At 48.0% G+C, this 15,838-nt stretch carries 12 protein-coding genes and 2 tRNA genes; 6 read left to right on the top strand and 8 right to left on the bottom strand.

Annotated elements, in window-relative coordinates:
- Positions 1–49: 49 nt before the first annotated feature.
- Positions 50–1,243: an ABC transporter permease gene (locus J3369_RS07170; protein ID WP_349585377.1), complete on the bottom strand. Its 1,194-nt coding sequence runs from the start codon at positions 1,241–1,243 to the stop codon at positions 50–52.
- Position 1,244: 1 nt separating this feature from the next.
- Positions 1,245–2,024 carry an ABC transporter ATP-binding protein gene (locus J3369_RS07165; RefSeq protein ID WP_349585374.1) on the bottom strand — a complete coding sequence of 260 codons (780 nt, stop codon included), beginning with the start codon at positions 2,022–2,024 and terminating at the stop codon, positions 1,245–1,247.
- A gap of 238 nt (positions 2,025–2,262) precedes the next feature.
- Between J3369_RS07165 and J3369_RS07160 the strand changes: the two genes are divergently transcribed.
- Positions 2,263–2,964 (top strand): Yip1 family protein, encoded by a 702-nt coding sequence (locus J3369_RS07160; protein WP_349585371.1) that lies wholly within the window; start codon positions 2,263–2,265, stop codon positions 2,962–2,964.
- Positions 2,965–3,019: 55 nt separating this feature from the next.
- Here the strand turns inward: J3369_RS07160 and J3369_RS07155 are convergent, their stop codons facing one another.
- Positions 3,020–3,874 carry a DUF3025 domain-containing protein gene (locus J3369_RS07155; RefSeq protein WP_349585368.1) on the bottom strand — a complete coding sequence of 285 codons (855 nt, stop codon included), beginning with the start codon at positions 3,872–3,874 and terminating at the stop codon, positions 3,020–3,022.
- A 72-nt stretch (positions 3,875–3,946) separates the two neighbouring features.
- On the opposite strand from J3369_RS07155, the gene J3369_RS07150 reads away from it, so the two are divergent.
- Positions 3,947–5,611 carry a M28 family metallopeptidase gene (locus J3369_RS07150; RefSeq protein WP_349585366.1) on the top strand — a complete coding sequence of 555 codons (1,665 nt, stop codon included), beginning with the start codon at positions 3,947–3,949 and terminating at the stop codon, positions 5,609–5,611.
- Positions 5,612–5,899: 288 nt separating this feature from the next.
- A complete protein-coding gene (gene asnB, locus J3369_RS07145; RefSeq protein WP_349585363.1) occupies positions 5,900–7,573 on the top strand; it encodes an asparagine synthase B in 1,674 nt (557 codons plus the stop codon).
- Positions 7,574–7,680: 107 nt separating this feature from the next.
- Here the strand turns inward: asnB and J3369_RS07140 are convergent, their stop codons facing one another.
- Both J3369_RS07140 and queE read right to left on the bottom strand, forming a co-directional pair.
- Positions 7,681–8,568 carry a type 2 periplasmic-binding domain-containing protein gene (locus J3369_RS07140; RefSeq protein ID WP_349585360.1) on the bottom strand — a complete coding sequence of 296 codons (888 nt, stop codon included), beginning with the start codon at positions 8,566–8,568 and terminating at the stop codon, positions 7,681–7,683.
- A gap of 42 nt (positions 8,569–8,610) precedes the next feature.
- Positions 8,611–9,261, bottom strand: a complete 651-nt coding sequence (queE, locus tag J3369_RS07135) for a 7-carboxy-7-deazaguanine synthase QueE (RefSeq protein WP_349586207.1) — start codon at positions 9,259–9,261, stop codon at positions 8,611–8,613.
- Between the two features lie 116 nt (positions 9,262–9,377).
- Between queE and queC the strand changes: the two genes are divergently transcribed.
- Positions 9,378–10,034, top strand: a complete 657-nt coding sequence (gene queC, locus J3369_RS07130) for a 7-cyano-7-deazaguanine synthase QueC (RefSeq protein ID WP_349585358.1) — start codon at positions 9,378–9,380, stop codon at positions 10,032–10,034.
- Positions 10,035–10,113: 79 nt separating this feature from the next.
- Here queC and J3369_RS07125 read toward each other — a convergent pair whose 3' ends face one another.
- The 3 genes from J3369_RS07125 to J3369_RS07115 all read right to left on the bottom strand — a co-directional run bounded on the left by J3369_RS07125 (position 10,114) and on the right by J3369_RS07115 (position 14,608).
- Positions 10,114–11,040, bottom strand: coding sequence for a LysR family transcriptional regulator (locus J3369_RS07125; RefSeq protein ID WP_303575037.1), 927 nt, complete (start codon positions 11,038–11,040; stop codon positions 10,114–10,116).
- A gap of 173 nt (positions 11,041–11,213) precedes the next feature.
- Positions 11,214–13,229, bottom strand: a complete 2,016-nt coding sequence (gene uvrB, locus J3369_RS07120) for an excinuclease ABC subunit UvrB (protein WP_303575038.1) — start codon at positions 13,227–13,229, stop codon at positions 11,214–11,216.
- On the bottom strand, positions 13,226–14,608 hold the full coding sequence (locus J3369_RS07115; RefSeq protein ID WP_502877419.1) for an MATE family efflux transporter: 1,383 nt from the start codon (positions 14,606–14,608) through the stop codon (positions 13,226–13,228). The genes uvrB and J3369_RS07115 overlap by 4 nt, the downstream gene beginning before the upstream one ends.
- A gap of 1,012 nt (positions 14,609–15,620) precedes the next feature.
- On the opposite strand from J3369_RS07115, the gene J3369_RS07110 reads away from it, so the two are divergent.
- Together J3369_RS07110 and J3369_RS07105 are read left to right on the top strand one after the other, a co-directional pair.
- A tRNA-Asn gene (locus J3369_RS07110) sits at positions 15,621–15,697 on the top strand.
- An 18-nt stretch (positions 15,698–15,715) separates the two neighbouring features.
- Positions 15,716–15,792: transfer RNA gene (locus J3369_RS07105), tRNA-Asn, on the top strand.
- Positions 15,793–15,838: the final 46 nt, after the last annotated feature.

Below are 15,838 nucleotides of genomic sequence, written 5' to 3'. Positions count from 1 at the left end.
GTTCACCATGGTGAACGGGGCTTTTTATTGCCGGTAACAATTTACCTGATTATCTGAACAACACTTTTTCTTTGTTGAACCAGTAAACACAAAAACCGATAAGCGCCGCTGCAATGAGTGCGGTGGAACCGAAAATGGCTATCAGCTGCACATAATCCATTGTGCCTTTAATAAGCTCTTTTATCGCCAGCGCCACATTCGTCAGCGGAACCCATGCCCAGCCACCTTTCAACTCGACACCGGGTAACATTGCCATGATCACCGGCACGATGGTAAACATCACCAGCGGTGTCATATAGCCCTGCGCTTCTTTGAAGCTTCTGGCATAAATAGACAAACTTAAAAGAATGGATGAGAAAATTGCCACCACCGGAATGAGCATGAAGAAAATCAGTAAAAAATCTGTGCCGCTGATGGCCCCCATAAATTCAGCCACCAGTTGTATGGCCATGCCCTGACTCAGCACAATGCCCCATACAGCCATACTTGCTACCGTGACCATGGCTGAGGTCACCCCGGCAAGGGCAATGGCAAAGAATTTTCCCATCACCAGATGATGGCGGGGTACAGGCGATATGAGCAGTGTTTCCAGGGTACCTCTTTCTTTTTCCCCGGCGCCTAAATCTGTTGCCGGTATCATGGCGCCTTGCAGGCACAACATAAAAATAATATAGGGAATAAAACCACCAATCTTCTCACCCCAGTTTTCCCGCTGGTCAGCCACATCTACTTTTTCAATGACCATGGGCTCAATGAGCGCTGTCTGCTGACTTTCGGTGAGACCCAGTTGCGCAAAAGCAGCCTGCTGATTGCGTTCTGAAATTTCGTTTACGATAGCCTGCAGGCGTGAGAGGACTAAATTGAGACCCGCATCATTTAAGTAAACCTTAAGGGTAATCTGTCCGCCTGAGAGAATATCGTCATTATAGTTTTCCGGGATCACAAGCACGAAATCAGCCTGTTCATTCTTAACCCAGCTTTCTATGTTTTCGTTTTCCGGTAACGCTACCAGATTAAAGTCTTTTGACTCCGCAATTTTTGATACCAGTTCGGGCGCGTATTCTGCACCACTGATGGCATAGTCAAGCACTTCAGACTGAGCATCTGATATAGCCTTTGAAGAAACAAATGTTACCACCCCGAAAATAGCAGGAAACACCAGCAGAGGCAGGGCAATCATGAAAAACAGTGTTTTTCTGTCCCGTACTAACTCTTTAATTTCTTTTAAAAATACCAACCACATATTACGCCTCCGTCCCTAAAGCCGATAAAAATGCACTGCTCATTGAACCCGGCGACAGCGCTCTGAAAGTGGCAATATCATCGTTAAATACCGTACGTCCATGATTGACGATGGTCACCCGGTCGCACAGTTCCGAAACTTCCTCTAAGTGATGGGTGGAGAAAATCACCGGGATCCCCTGCTCTTTCAAACCGCGGATAAAGTTCAGTACTGTCTGCGCGGCCATGATATCCAGTCCCGTGGTGGGTTCATCCAGAATGACCACTTCGGGACTATGGATAACCGCCCGGGCAATTGCCGTTTTTTGTTTCATACCGGTAGAAAAATTCTCACACCGTCGATCCAGGAAACTGTGCAAATCCAGCAAATCGGCCAGCGACTGAATTCTTTCTTCAATACGGGCTTTCGACATATTGTGAAGCTGGCCGAAATAGGCAATATTCTCTCTGCCGGTAAGACGACCATACAGGCCGGTCGAACCGGATAAAAAACCGATTTTCTGGCGGGCCAGCACCGGCTTTTTAAGTACATCAACACCATTGATGGTGATGCTTCCTGTATCGGGCTTCAGCGCTGTCGATAGCATACGTAATGTGGTGGTTTTGCCGGCACCGTTAGGCCCGAGTAGCCCGAGTACTTCACCGGAAGCACAATTTAGCGAAACATCCTGCACAGAATGGAAAAATTTCCCTTTCAGCCGGGGATCCTTTTTCTCCTGTTCACTCAATTTTTTCGGGTTTTCGATGGTGAATTTTTTCGCCAACTGACTGATTTCAATCATCGCGTTTCCTTTGTTGATATTATTAATTCCGTTATCCGTTTACCGGAAGAGAAGTAAACCTAGTCTACTTTGAATCAACTTTATTACACTCTTCAAGCAAAAAAATGCGACAGAATATTTCTGTACAGGGTCAGTATACAAAGGCAGCATTTTTCTCTAAGGTAACAAAGAATGTTCCGTGTGCCAGCATTGTTAATTAAGGAAAAAATGGCATCTGTACGCAAATAAAGGAGTAATTATGCAGGAAATATCCAATCCCTTTCAGGCCATCAGCGAGACTTTCTTTCGCCCGAACGGCGTTTTCAGAAAGCTGGCTACCACTGACAACTGGTCATGGGTTCCGTTTTTTATCTTAATGAGTATGAGCCTTGTTCCGGTTTATCTGTATTTCCAGACCATTGATTTCGACTGGTACAGAAACTTTATTGCAGACATGCAACTGGGTGACGTGAGTCCGGCAGAAAAAGAGGCATTTACAGAACGGATGACTCAGGGATTCGTGATGTGGAGCACGATTGTCAGCGTATTTCTTGGCGTCATAATCCTGAATGCCATCTATGCCGGATACCTCACATTTATGGCCCGGAATGATGAAAAATCAGTACAGGGTTTTACTGACTGGTACGGAATGACATGGTGGACCGCACTTCCCTCTCTGCTTACCAGTTTTGCGGCACTGCTGGTACTGGTGATGGCCAGCACTCACGAAATAGACCCGGCCAGTCTCAGCCCGCTTACCTTTACATGGATATTTGGACTGACACCGGACTCAGCGTTTTACAATATCGGTCAGTTCCGGCTCGATATGCTATGGTCAATTTATCTCACCGCGGTGGCAATTGGTCAGTGGACCAGTTTCAGCAACAAAAAAGCCCGGGTGGTTGCAGCGGCCCCTGTCACCATCATTTACGGTATCTGGCTGTTTTTCGTATTGCTGTAACCTTGTACTGGCAGGTTGAAAGCACTGCAGGAACGCTTTACCCCGCTGGACAGTACTAAATCAGTGGCATCTGCAGTTGCTTTTTAGAGGATACAGCCCGAAAATAATCCGTACTAGCGTAGAACTGCCGGTCCTGCACCGGGTACCAGCCGGGCACGCCCAGTAACGGTAAAGGATGAAGCATGCCTTTACTCTGAAAGACATCACAAGAAGCGATTTTCTGCTCCATTGCGCAATCCGTCTCCCTGCATTGTTGTTCGAATGACATAGAAGCAAATCCCGGGGGCACTGTGACCGCCATCCATTTACCCGTCAGGCCGGTAAACGGGTTCAATAACATTTCGAGATTGGCATGGCCGAATATCACCGGAAACAATAACTGACCCCATTTGTCTCTGTGTTCAACCAGAACCTGTTGCCAGTTATGCATCGCCAGTGCATTGAGTAAAGGTTCAGCCTGAGCCTTCATATCGTCCGGTACAGCAATCACAACACCACATTCATCAAAATGGGTAATACGATTTCTTGCCGGTGTACGGGGGCTTACGCCGAAACGACTTATATCCTGCATATGCAGATTATTCAGACATCGCTTCGTTAGTGGAAACTGCAACCAGATCAATGCATTGAATAGGTCATGCCAGCTGTTTTCCCTGGTGGGCACGACATTATCTTCAAAGATGATCTGTTCATAATAACGTTGTTCAGAAAGCGCAAAAGAAGACTGCCCTTTAAATTCAGGACCCGGCCAGTTCACAGGGTGATGCCGGCGGACAACGTCATTTAAAACAGCCGCTGACGGAAATTCTGTTTCACCGTCAAGGCCGGTGCGGGTTAACAGCTCACGGACAGAAAAAGCAAGATTGGAACGATTTATGGCAGATGACCAACTCTCTGCGGTGGAATTCATAAGCGATGTATTGGTTCGGTGTGATTGATTCTCTATACTGGGAGGTTATTGTAGAGCAAACAGAGACTAACAATGAAAAAAATTCTTTTGCCATTTATGGTACCGGCGCTGGTCGGTCTTTCTGCAGCAGGACTTTCTGCCTGCAGCAGCGATCAACCCGCACCGGCAGATACTGCCCAGGCTGGCAGCACAGCCAATTTTGACAGCGTATACGCAGGGATCACTGCTGAAGACATCAGCGGACCGTTGCAAACACTGGCTTCTGATGAGTTTGAAGGCCGCCTTCCCACCACACCGGGTGAACAGAAAACACTGGACTTTCTTGTTTCAGAATTCAAAGCCGCCGGGTTAGCACCGGGTAACGGTGACAGCTACCTGCAACCTGTGGATCTAATGGAAATCACTGCCGATCCCGACATGACGATGACCATTGGTGATAACACCTTCCGTTATAAAGAAGACATGGTTGCCGGTTCTAAACGGGAACAATCAGTTATCGATCTGAAAGACTCCGAACTCGTCTTCGTCGGCTATGGTGTTAATGCACCGGAATATGACTGGAATGACTATGAAGGTCTGGATGTAGAAGGCAAAACTGTGGTGATTCTGGTGAATGACCCGGGTTTCGAAAATCCTCAGTCCGGTAAGTTCCAGGGCACAACCATGACCTACTACGGCCGCTGGAGTTACAAATACGAAGAAGCCAGCCGTCAGGGTGCTGCCGGTGCGATTATTGTGCATGAAACAGCACCAGCTTCTTACGGCTGGTCAGTGGTTGCCAACAGCTGGAGTGGCCCTCAATACGGCCTGGTATCTCAGGATGGCGGCGCCAGCCGGGTTGCTGTAGAAGGCTGGCTCACACTGGATGCGGCAAAGAAAGTCTTTGCCGACGCAGGCCTGGATTTCGATGCTGAGAAAAAGGCAGCATTGCAGGGGCCCTATCACAAAGACATGGGCTTAACCGCCTCTGTGACAGTGAAGAACACCTTTCAAAAATCTGTCAGCCATAACGTGATTGCCACCCTTCCGGGTGCAAAAAAGCCTGATGAACACGTCATTTACACTGCTCACTGGGATCACCTGGGTAAAGATGAAAGCCTGAAAGGTGATCAGATTTACAATGGTGCCCATGACAATGCCACCGGTTCAGCAGCCGCCATTGTGATGGCAAAAGCATTCGGTGAACTGACGCCCCGCCCTGCCCGCTCAGTAACGTTTCTGATCGTGACGGCTGAAGAGCAAGGACTGCTGGGTTCAAAATACTATGCTGATCATCCTGTTATCCCGCTGGAGAAAACCGTTGCAAACATCAACATGGACGCCATGAACGTGTTGGGTAAAACGAAAAATGTCAGTGTTGTCGGTATGGGTAAATCAGAAATGGAAACCTATCTGGAAAAAGCAGCAACCCGTCAGGGCCGTTATCTGACACAGGAAGACCGTCCGGAAGCCGGCTCTTACTACCGTTCTGATCACTTCAGCTTCGCCAAGAAAGGCGTACCGGCTCTGTACGCAGAAGGCGGAGACGAACCCTGGGATGCTGAAACGGCTTCCTACCGCAAACGCATGAATGTCATCGTAACCGGTTGTTATCACCAGGTTTGTGATGAATTCCGCAAGGAGTGGGATTTATCAGGCATCGCCCAGGATACGCAAATGCTGTTTGAAGTGGGTACAGATGTGGCCAATGCTGACAGCTGGCCGAAATGGAATGCAGCCAGCGAATTCCAGCGCTAAGCACTTACGCAAACAGGCTGCCTCCGGGCAGCCTGTTGCTTTTTTAGTCATCCGTTTTGCAACATCTCTTTCAATATTCCGCGAAAACCGCCACTACCCGCCCTGAATGACGGATAATTTGAGTTTCCGGCAAGTTATTCCTTGCTTTTTTCTCTCATACTGGCACATTCAACAGACGCGGAGTTTGCACCCTTCAAAAACAATAAAGTCTCACCCGCGGCCGCGTTAAGCGACCCGACAGAATAAACAATCCTTTTTTTCAACAAGTGACAAGAGAGAACCCGTTTTATGTGTGGTATTTTCGGTATCCTTGATATCAAAACCGATGTGTCTGAACTCAGAACCCAAGCGCTGGATTATACAAAGTTGCTGCGTCACCGCGGCCCTGACTGGTCGGGTATCTGGAATAATGACAATACCATCCTGTGCCATGAACGGTTGGCCATCGTCGATGTAGACACTGGTGCACAGCCGCTCATCAGCCAGGATAATAATAAGATCCTGGCCGTTAACGGTGAGATCTATAACCACAAGCAACTCGCCAAAGATCTGGCAACGCCTTATGATTTCAAAACCCGCTCGGACTGCGAAGTCATTCTTCCTTTGTACGAGCAGAAAGGCATTGAGTTTATCGATGAGCTTGAGGGCATGTTTGCTTTTATCCTGTACGACGAGTCTCAGGATGCGTACCTGATTGCCCGTGACCACATCGGCATTATCCCGCTGTATACCGGTTACGACGAACATGGCAACTTCTATGTTGCGTCAGAAATGAAGGCGCTGGCGCCTATCTGTAAAACCATCAGTGAATTCCCTCCGGGTCATTACCTGTGGAGCAAAACCGGCGAGCTGACTAAGTACTACAAGCGCGACTGGATGAGCTACGATGCAGTAAAAGATAACGAAACGAATCTGGACGACCTGAAAGTGGCTTTTGAAAAAGCCGTTAAGTCGCACATGATGTCTGACGTACCTTACGCGGTGCTGCTGTCCGGTGGTCTGGATTCATCGCTGGTTTCTGCCGTTGCAGCCCAGTATGTTGCCAAGCGTGTTGAAGACGAAGACAAGTCTGACGCCTGGTGGCCACGTCTGCACAGCTTCGCCGTGGGCCTTGAAGGTGCACCGGACTTAAAAGCAGCTAAACAGGTTGCTGATATGATTGGTACTGTTCACCACGAAATCCACTTCACGATTCAGGAAGGTCTGGATGCGATTCGTGACGTTATCTATCATCTGGAAACCTACGATACCACCACCATCCGTGCGGCAACGCCAATGTACCTGATGACCCGTAAGATCAAAGCCATGGGTATCAAAATGGTATTGTCCGGTGAAGGCTCTGACGAAATTTTTGGTGGTTATCTGTACTTCCATAAAGCGCCGAACGCAAAAGAACTGCACGAAGAAACAGTACGTAAACTGGATCGTCTGCACATGTTCGATTGTGCCCGAGCCAACAAAGCTACCAGCGCCTGGGGTGTTGAAGCCCGTGTACCGTTCCTGGACAAAAATTTCATGGACGTAGCAATGCGCCTGAACCCGCAGGACAAAATGTGTGTGGATGGCCGCATGGAGAAATGGATCCTGCGTAAAGCTTTCGACGATGGCAAAACGCTGCCACCAGAAGTACTGTGGCGTCAGAAAGAACAGTTCGGTGACGGTGTAGGTTATTCCTGGATCGACTCTATCCGTGACTTCGTGGAAACAGAAGTGTCTGATCAGCAACTGGCGACAGCAGAATTCCGCTTCCCGGTGAACACACCTGATACCAAAGAAGGTTATTACTACCGCACTATCTTTGAAGGCTACTTCCCGCAGGAAAGTGCTGCACGCTGTGTACCTGGCGGCAAGTCTATCGCCTGTAGTACCGTTGAGGCGCTGGAATGGGATGCAAGCTTCAAGAACAACGCTGATCCATCAGGTCGTTCTATGAAAGACGTACACTCAGGCAACAGCCACTGATTCATGAGTTAAAAATACAAAAGCCCGGTGAATCCGGGCTTTTTTGTATCAGCTAGTACAAGCTCTGCGAATAAAGCCGGCGCGTTGACCACCTGCTTCATCAGATTTCAGGGATTCTCTTCCATAGCATCGATGGTGGCATCAATACTGGCAGGCTTATACCACAGGGCATCGTTTTGCACAGGTGTCAGAGGAGGTAAAAGCGGATTATCCAGCTCTATCGTGGTGCGCTTCTCGAGCTCCAGTGCATTCAGCGTATCTTCATAAGTAGACAAAAACAAAGCGTCGAAAGAACCATCTTCAATTGCCATCTGCAGACCCGTCTCGATAAGCCGTGCCAGTGTGGTATTGCCTTTATTTACGAAAAAATACAACGCCGTGGGATAGTAAATCGCCGTATTGTTTTCCAGTACGATGTCTGAAGACAAATTCCCCTTCTCAAGCTCATTCAGCGCTTCCATCACTGAACGGGGGAAGAAGTCAGCCTTGTTCGTTTCCAGTACTTCCGCTGCATCACCATAAGCCGGCACGGTGAACACGTTAAACCCGTTCGCCTGCAAAATTTTGGTATCCGGCCACTCTTCACCGGAAATAGGAACCAGTTTAAGCAAGGCAGATTTGCTCAGCGCTTGTGGAAAGCGGCTGCGGTTCATTTCATTGATTAGAAATACACGCCAGCCTATCAGTCCTTTCGCCAGCGGGATGCGCACCGGCAACAGATCTTTTTCACGCTGGGCGTCTGTCATACTCCAGACGACGTTCACTTCGCGGTTTTCCCGCAGCTGACGTAGCGCTTTCCCTTGCAGCATGATCCGGTCTGACGGCAGTAAACTGTATTTTACACCTGTCTTTTCCAGCGCCAGGGTAAGCAAAGCCAGCGGATATTCAGTGCGCAAATCACGCTCATCTATAGGCCGCGGATAGGTTATCGACCATAGTGCGGCATGCACACTCGCACTTAAGAGCAGAAGAACCGGAAACAACCATTTTCCCATCGTTAAAATCCTTAGTGTCGTGCCTGAACAGACAGCATAAACCTATTCAATGCCGATATATTTATGTGTTTGTAACGATAAGCGCCAGTTTCGCGCAATACAGGTGGCGATAGCAAGATCCGTCGCACGTTGCTGCTGACTGATGGGCTGGAGACAAATATGTGCCGGTAGCTTTCCGTCCAGCCGTGCCAGCAGACTATCCAGCTCATCAATATGCTTTTGCATAGCCACAGGATGCTTAATTTCATCCGCCCGCTCCAGCGCCTGAGTCAGCACCGGCATGCCGCCTTTCATGTCGACTTTAGGCGATACCGTAACCCAGGTATCTTCATGACACAGTACCTCAAAGGTACCACTGGTTTCTATTTGCGTGGTGTAACCCCGCGCATGCAGCAGTGAGGTGAGCGGACGCAAATCATACATGCACGGCTCGCCGCCGGTGATCACGATATGTTTCGCCTGATATCCGTTTTCTTTAAACAGGGTCAGTAACGCTTCATCTTCAATACTGAACCATGCTTCACTTTCCTCGGTTTTCGACAGGACTTCATCTGACGTTGTCAAAAACGCCTCATCCAGCGTCCATGTATGTTTGGTATCACACCAGGGACAACCCACCGGACACCCTTGTAAACGCACAAACACTGACGGAACGCCGGTTTTTACGCCTTCGCCCTGAATCGTTTCGAACATTTCATTAATTTTAAGACGGGTGTGATGCAATGTGGTGTACCTGTTGTTGATTCGGCTTGGGATTTTACCAAGAATCACATAAAATTCTGGCATCTTTTCGCGAAAAAAACGAACTTATGTCTGAAAAAGTCATTGTTATCTATTCCGGCGGTATGGATTCTTTCACCGTACTGCACAAAGCCATTGCTGACGGGAAAAAACCTTATGCCCTGTCTTTTAACTACGGTCAGCGGCATAAAAAAGAACTCGATTATGCTGCAGCCGTGTGTACTGAGCTGAATGTGCCTCACAAAGTGGTGGATATTTCTGCTATTAATTCACTGGTTGGCGGCTCGGCACTGACTGACGACATTGATGTGCCGGAAGGACATTATGAAGAGCCGTCAATGAAAACCACCGTGGTGCCGAACAGAAATATGATCCTGTTGTCACTGGCTGTGGGTTATGCGGTCAGCGAAAATGCCACCAAAGTGTATTACGGTGCTCACTCCGGTGACCATGCCATTTACCCGGACTGCCGTCCTGAATTCGTTGAGAAAATGAATGACGTGTGTGCCATTGCGAATTATGAAGCGGTTGAAATTGTCACCCCTTATCTCAAAGTGAGCAAAACAGCCATACTCACCGATGGTCTGAAGATGGGACTGGATTACGGTAAAACGTGGACCTGCTATAACGGCAGAGAGCATGCCTGCGGTGGTTGCGGTGCTTGTCAGGAGCGGCTGGAAGCGTTTCGTGATAACGGTGCTGCGGACCCTCTCACCTACGAGTAAAGTTGTCCTTAAAATGAAAGTAGAAGGCCCCGCAATATTGCGGGGCCTTCTCAATTCAATCTGACCGGCATGATGCCTGTTACTTCTGACTTTCAGAGATAAAGTAAGTCAGTTCTTTGATACAGTGGCGGAGTACCGGATTCAGGCGGGTATTTTTACCGTTCATCACAAACAGCTCGTGGTCAAAGTTAAACAGACTGCCTTTGGCAATAGGCACCAGTCCTAAACTTGCGCCCTGCTCTTTAGCAATATAGTCCGGCAGCAAACCAATGTATTCACCGGTCATAATGGCAGAGAGCGCCGCCTCGAAAGAATCGGAGAACGTCTGAATAGCCAGACGCTGATCATCTTCAATATAATTGGCAGATGACAGACCGGAAATCCCGATAGCCGGATACTCACCAATTTTAACGTCTTCCGGCAGTGACACATCGCGGAATTTTGCCAGCGGATGTGTTGGTGAACAGTACAGGCGGCCTTTGCAGGAAATGCCAACCGGATGGAACGTTACAGATTCGGGTTTCACCATGTCGTAAGTAGAAATCACCAGGTGACACTCACCGGATAACGCAACGTGCTCTACTTCGTTGTAAAGACGGGTCTGAATATTGACATGGATATCATCAAATTTCTTCATTGTGCTCTTAACAGCCTTACTGACTGCAAGATGCATGGAAAGCGGCAGGCCTGCCATCAATACCAGGGTAATGTGACCGGAGTAATCGTCGTGAAGCGATTTTAAATTAAAAACAAAGTTATCGAATGCATTGAAGATTCGTTTGGTTTCCTGGAAAACTACTTCACCTTCTTTTGTCATCTGAAAACCGCCACGGCCCCGGTGACACAGCACCAGATCCAGACGTTCTTCTAACTTTTTAATCGCAGCACTGATATTAGGGCGTTGCATACGTAAAACCGGCTCAGCGGCAGTAAATCCATTACAACTCGCAACCGCATAAAACACCCGTAACAGCTTAATATCTGATTCTTGTAAACGATTCAACATGGCGCAATCCGTGAAATTATAGGTATAGTTATAAATACTTTAGAATCATAATAGGTAACTGTTTGCCCGATTACAACGGCAAATTGCAAGTTTATTCACCGGAATTAACGATTTAATTAAACTGAAACAAAAAAAGCGCCCCGAAGGACGCTTCTATATATCTGACAAACCCCTTAAGACACGGCGACGACCTGCTTACGTAATGTTTCGATGTCATCACGCACTGACGCGGCTTTTTCAAATTCAAGCTCACGGGCGAACTCAAACATTTTCTTCTCAAGATCAGCAATTTGCGCCATAAGTTCCGTGGCACTGGCAGCCTGCATTTCCTTTTTCTTCTCGGCAACTTTACGCAGTTTCACTTTACCGGAAGCAGGATGGGCACTGTCACCTAAGTCCATAATGTCCGTAATGGGTTTGTTTAACCGTTGAGGCACTACACCGTTGGCCTTATTGTGGGCTTCCTGTTTCTCCCTGCGCCGGTTAGTTTCATCAATAGCCTTTTTCATCGACTTAGTGATCACGTCTGCGTACATGATGGCGCGGCCATTAATGTGACGGGCTGCACGGCCAATGGTCTGGATCAGTGAGCGCTCAGCGCGGAGAAAGCCCTCTTTATCCGCATCAAGAATCGCAACCAGCGACACTTCGGGCATATCCAGGCCTTCCCTGAGCAGGTTAATGCCCACCAGCACATCGAACTTACCCAGACGGAGATCGCGAATAATTTCAATACGTTCAACGGTATCAATATCGGAATGCAAATAACGCACTTTCACGCCATGTTCATTCAGATATTCGCTTAAATCTTCGGCCATGCGCTTGGTCAGCGTAGTAATTAACACCCGCTCGTCTACGACAACCCTTTTCTGAATTTCAGACAGTACATCATCAACCTGCGTCGCCACCGGACGTACTTCAATTTCCGGGTCGAGCAAGCCAGTGGGACGTACCACCTGCTCCACAATTTCGCCGTCAGACTTTTTCAGCTCATATTCACCCGGCGTCGCGGAAACATAAATCGTCTGTGGAGAGATCTGCTCGAACTCCTCAAACTTCAGAGGCCGGTTATCCAGTGCAGATGGTAACCGGAAACCGTATTCCACCAGAGTTTCTTTCCGCGACCGGTCGCCTTTGTACATCGCCCCGATTTGCGACACAGTAACGTGTGATTCATCAATAAACATCAGGCCGTCAGCAGGAAAGTAATCCAGCAGTGTCGGGGGCGGCTCACCCGGCGCTCTGCCAGAGAGATAGCGTGAGTAGTTCTCAATGCCGGAGCAATAGCCCAACTCCAGCATCATTTCGATATCAAACTGGGTGCGCTGGGAAATCCGCTGGTCTTCGAGTAGCTTATTACTCTCCTGTAGCTGCGCCTTGCGATCTTTCAGTTCAACTTTAATCTCTTCAATGGCAGCCAGAATTTTTTCTCTGGGTGTGACATAGTGGGTTTTAGGAAACACCGTGGCACGGATCACCGATTTATCCACCGCACCGGTCAACGGGTCAAACAGGCTGATTTTATCAATCTCACTGTCGAACAATTCTACCCGCACGGCCTGCTTCTCTGAATCCGCAGGGAAGATATCAATCACGTCTCCCCGTACACGGAATGTGCCCCGCTCGAAGGCCAGGTCATTACGCTTATATTGCAGTTCGGCAAGACGGCGCAGAATATCCCGCTGATCCATAGTATCGCCCTGGCGCAAATGCAAGAGCATTTTCATGTAGGACTCAGGATCACCCAAACCATAGATGGCAGACACACTGGCCACGATAACAACATCGCGCCGCTCCATCAGTGCCTTTGTCGCTGACAACCGCATTTGTTCAATGTGGTCGTTGATTGACGCATCTTTCTCAATAAAAGTATCGGTACTGGGAACGTACGCTTCCGGCTGATAATAGTCGTAGTAGGAAACGAAATATTCCACCGCATTGTTCGGAAAGAACTCTTTCATTTCACCATACAGCTGGGCTGCCAGTGTTTTGTTGTGCGCCATGATCAGTGTCGGACGCTGCACCTGCTTAATAATGTTCGCCATGGTGAAGGTCTTACCGGAGCCGGTAACCCCCAGCAATGTCTGACTGGCAAGACCGCTTTCCAGCCCGTCAACCAGAGCTTCTATGGCTTTTGGCTGATCCCCTGCCGGTTGATATTTGGATTCCAGTTCGAAGCCTTTACTCATTGTGCTACTTCTTCTCCCGGTTGCCGGCGATGCTCAGACAGCGCCCGATTAAAATAAACATAAGAGATGGTCGCCATACACAGATTGGCAATGACGACGCCCCAGAACAAGCCTTTCAAACCAAAGAACAAACTTGCCACATAGGATACAGGTACGTAAAAAACGAACAGCCGGATGACACTCAGGATCAACGCTGCCATTGGCTTGTGCATGGCATTCAAAGACGAATTCGTTAAAATCACAATGCCCTGCATCCCGTAGCCCAGCGGAACTATCATCAGGAACAGATGAATGAGCCAGGCCACTTCAGCTTCCTCAGCAAACATTTGGGCTATCCAGCCGGAAAGCAACCACATGAGAGCAAACACCACAAGTTGCCAGCCAATCACAAATTTCACGGTTAACCGGTAAGCTTCTTCAACCCGTTGATACAAACCGGCCCCCACATTTTGCGAAATGATGGGTGGCAGGGTCATGGACAATGCCAGAATAACGATAGACGCAATGGACTCAAGCCGGTTCCCTACTCCCCATGCAGCAACGGCCTCTGCACCATAATTTGCCACTACTGCGGTCATCACACCACCGGCAACAGGTGTGAGCATATTCGCCCCTGCAGCCGGCAGACCGATTTTCAGGATGGGCGCACAGCTTCTGCGCAGTTCCGCAATGGTCAATAAACGGGGGACCATCAGGTTTCGTTTCACTGCCAGCAACCAGATGATATAACTGGCTCCCGCCACCCAGGCGAGGAACGTCGCCAGTGCCGCTCCCTGAATCCCCATCGCCGGTACCGGTCCCCAGCCAAAAATAAAAATGGGATCAAGGGCTGCATTCAATGCGCCGCCAACGGCCATGATGATGCTGGGAGTGCGTGTATCACCACAGGCCCGCAACACACTGTTCCCGACCATGGGAAGCGCCAGAAACACACTTGATAAGTACCACAAAGACATATAGTCATGAATGTAGGGCATCAATGTTTCACTGGCGTTCAGTGCTTTAAATATCGGGTCAATCAAAAAATACCCCGCAACGGCAAGCAAACCCACCATCACGAAGGACAAGGTTATCGAGCTGGTTGCATACTCCCGGGACTCAGAATAACTCCCGCTACCCTGCAACTTACCAATAATGGCTGACGTACCAATCCCGAGGCCGATATTTAAACTGATAACCGTAAAGGTAACCGGAAACGTAAAACTGATGGCTGCCAGAGGTTCAGTGCCCAGTAAACTGACGAAGAACGTATCAACAAGGCCAAAGCTCATCATCATAATCATGCCCATGATCATCGGTACGGTCATTCGCTTTAATATAGTAGCTACATTACCTTGCGTTAAACTGGAAGCGCGCGTGTTATTTTTTGATTCGGTCACGTCGGTCTCTTTACTGATTCGCCATGAAGTGACGATGGGAAATAAAACGGGCTTAGTCTACTTGAGTGACTGCCCGGTTGCACGACTATCCGCCACGGTGAACACCCGTCTTATCCTTTATTCTTTTTTAAGAAATATTTTTATTTTTTTATTTGACAGATTTTGGTTTATCGCCTTGTCAGTCACTAAGCCGTCAAAAGTTCGTCTTTTATAAATGAAAAACACCTATGATTTTCCACAATTTTAAATGACAGTGGGATGACAGCTATTTGACAGCATGTGTCATATAACCGGCGTGGGAAAACCCTTTTAATCCCTGTGCGGATCCGGCGAACTATGTTAATTATCCGTTAACACTAAAAAAGATCGTCAAAATCCTGTTGCCTTATTAACCGCTGTTAGCGAATTAACACACAAGTGTGTTAATGTGTGACCAATGCAGATCATATTATCCACCGGGTACGATCAAACAACATAAACAGTTGAATTTAATAAATAAAACAAACAAACTCACGCCATCACATCAACGAATCAAACTGATTTATTGCTGCAAATTCCAACGATCCCCCCACCTATCAACATAGTTATCCACAGATTTAGTGGATAAGTGCGTAAAAGCCAGTATTCACGTGTATTTTCCGGGATCCCGCCGATTTTTTTGTAAGTGAAGACTAACCTTATGATTGGCTGATGCACGTTACCGTTACATTAATAACTGTACTTTAATACAGTAGTCAAAGCCTTTTTAATACCCTTTAAATTACTCGGCTAACTTTTTAGTTATAAGCTTTATTTGTGTTTATTCGATTTCAGGCATAGTCAAAAATCTGACTTATTTTTCAACAACCTGTCTGTACCTGGTGTAAACAAGTGCATTTTTTAAGCGCTTTGAGCAATTTTTGGCTCGGAAATCTGAAAAAAGCTATTTTTTGAGCGAACTGAATAAAAACCTTAAAACGTTTGTTGACAGTGGCAACATACGTCATTAATATTCGCCTCCGTTGAAAGCCGGTCCCCCTTAGCTCAGTTGGTTAGAGCGACGGACTGTTAATCCGCAGGTCCCCCGTTCGAGTCGGGGAGGGGGAGCCAACTTTCGACAAATCCGGTTCCCCCTTAGCTCAGTTGGTTAGAGCGACGGACTGTTAATCCGCAGGTCCCCCGTTCGAGTCGGGGAGGGGGAGCCACTCTTATTTCCCCTCTTTGTTTTATCGCAGAAATTCATTTCTTTAA

It is taken from the genome of Alteromonas sp. NFXS44 (genome assembly GCF_040148705.1).
Lineage (GTDB): Bacteria > Pseudomonadota > Gammaproteobacteria > Enterobacterales > Alteromonadaceae > Alteromonas.
The sequence above is the reverse complement of the archived record's forward strand: the minus strand, read 5'-3'. Positions and strand labels throughout refer to the sequence as shown.

What these genes read in the sequence shown, in the direction of transcription:
- uvrB (WP_303575038.1), bottom strand. Translation starts at nt 13,229, where the DNA reads ATGAGTAAAGGCTTCGAACTGGAATCCAAATATCAACCGGCAGGGGAT.
- queE (WP_349586207.1), bottom strand. Translation starts at nt 9,261, where the DNA reads ATGTTCGAAACGATTCAGGGCGAAGGCGTAAAAACCGGCGTTCCGTCA.
- J3369_RS07140 (WP_349585360.1), bottom strand. Translation starts at nt 8,568, where the DNA reads ATGGGAAAATGGTTGTTTCCGGTTCTTCTGCTCTTAAGTGCGAGTGTG.
- J3369_RS07160 (WP_349585371.1), top strand. Translation starts at nt 2,263, where the DNA reads ATGCAGGAAATATCCAATCCCTTTCAGGCCATCAGCGAGACTTTCTTT.
- J3369_RS07150 (WP_349585366.1), top strand. Translation starts at nt 3,947, where the DNA reads ATGAAAAAAATTCTTTTGCCATTTATGGTACCGGCGCTGGTCGGTCTT.
- asnB (WP_349585363.1), top strand. Translation starts at nt 5,900, where the DNA reads ATGTGTGGTATTTTCGGTATCCTTGATATCAAAACCGATGTGTCTGAA.
- J3369_RS07155 (WP_349585368.1), bottom strand. Translation starts at nt 3,874, where the DNA reads ATGAATTCCACCGCAGAGAGTTGGTCATCTGCCATAAATCGTTCCAAT.
- J3369_RS07165 (WP_349585374.1), bottom strand. Translation starts at nt 2,024, where the DNA reads ATGATTGAAATCAGTCAGTTGGCGAAAAAATTCACCATCGAAAACCCG.
- J3369_RS07170 (WP_349585377.1), bottom strand. Translation starts at nt 1,243, where the DNA reads ATGTGGTTGGTATTTTTAAAAGAAATTAAAGAGTTAGTACGGGACAGA.
- J3369_RS07125 (WP_303575037.1), bottom strand. Translation starts at nt 11,040, where the DNA reads ATGTTGAATCGTTTACAAGAATCAGATATTAAGCTGTTACGGGTGTTT.
- queC (WP_349585358.1), top strand. Translation starts at nt 9,378, where the DNA reads ATGTCTGAAAAAGTCATTGTTATCTATTCCGGCGGTATGGATTCTTTC.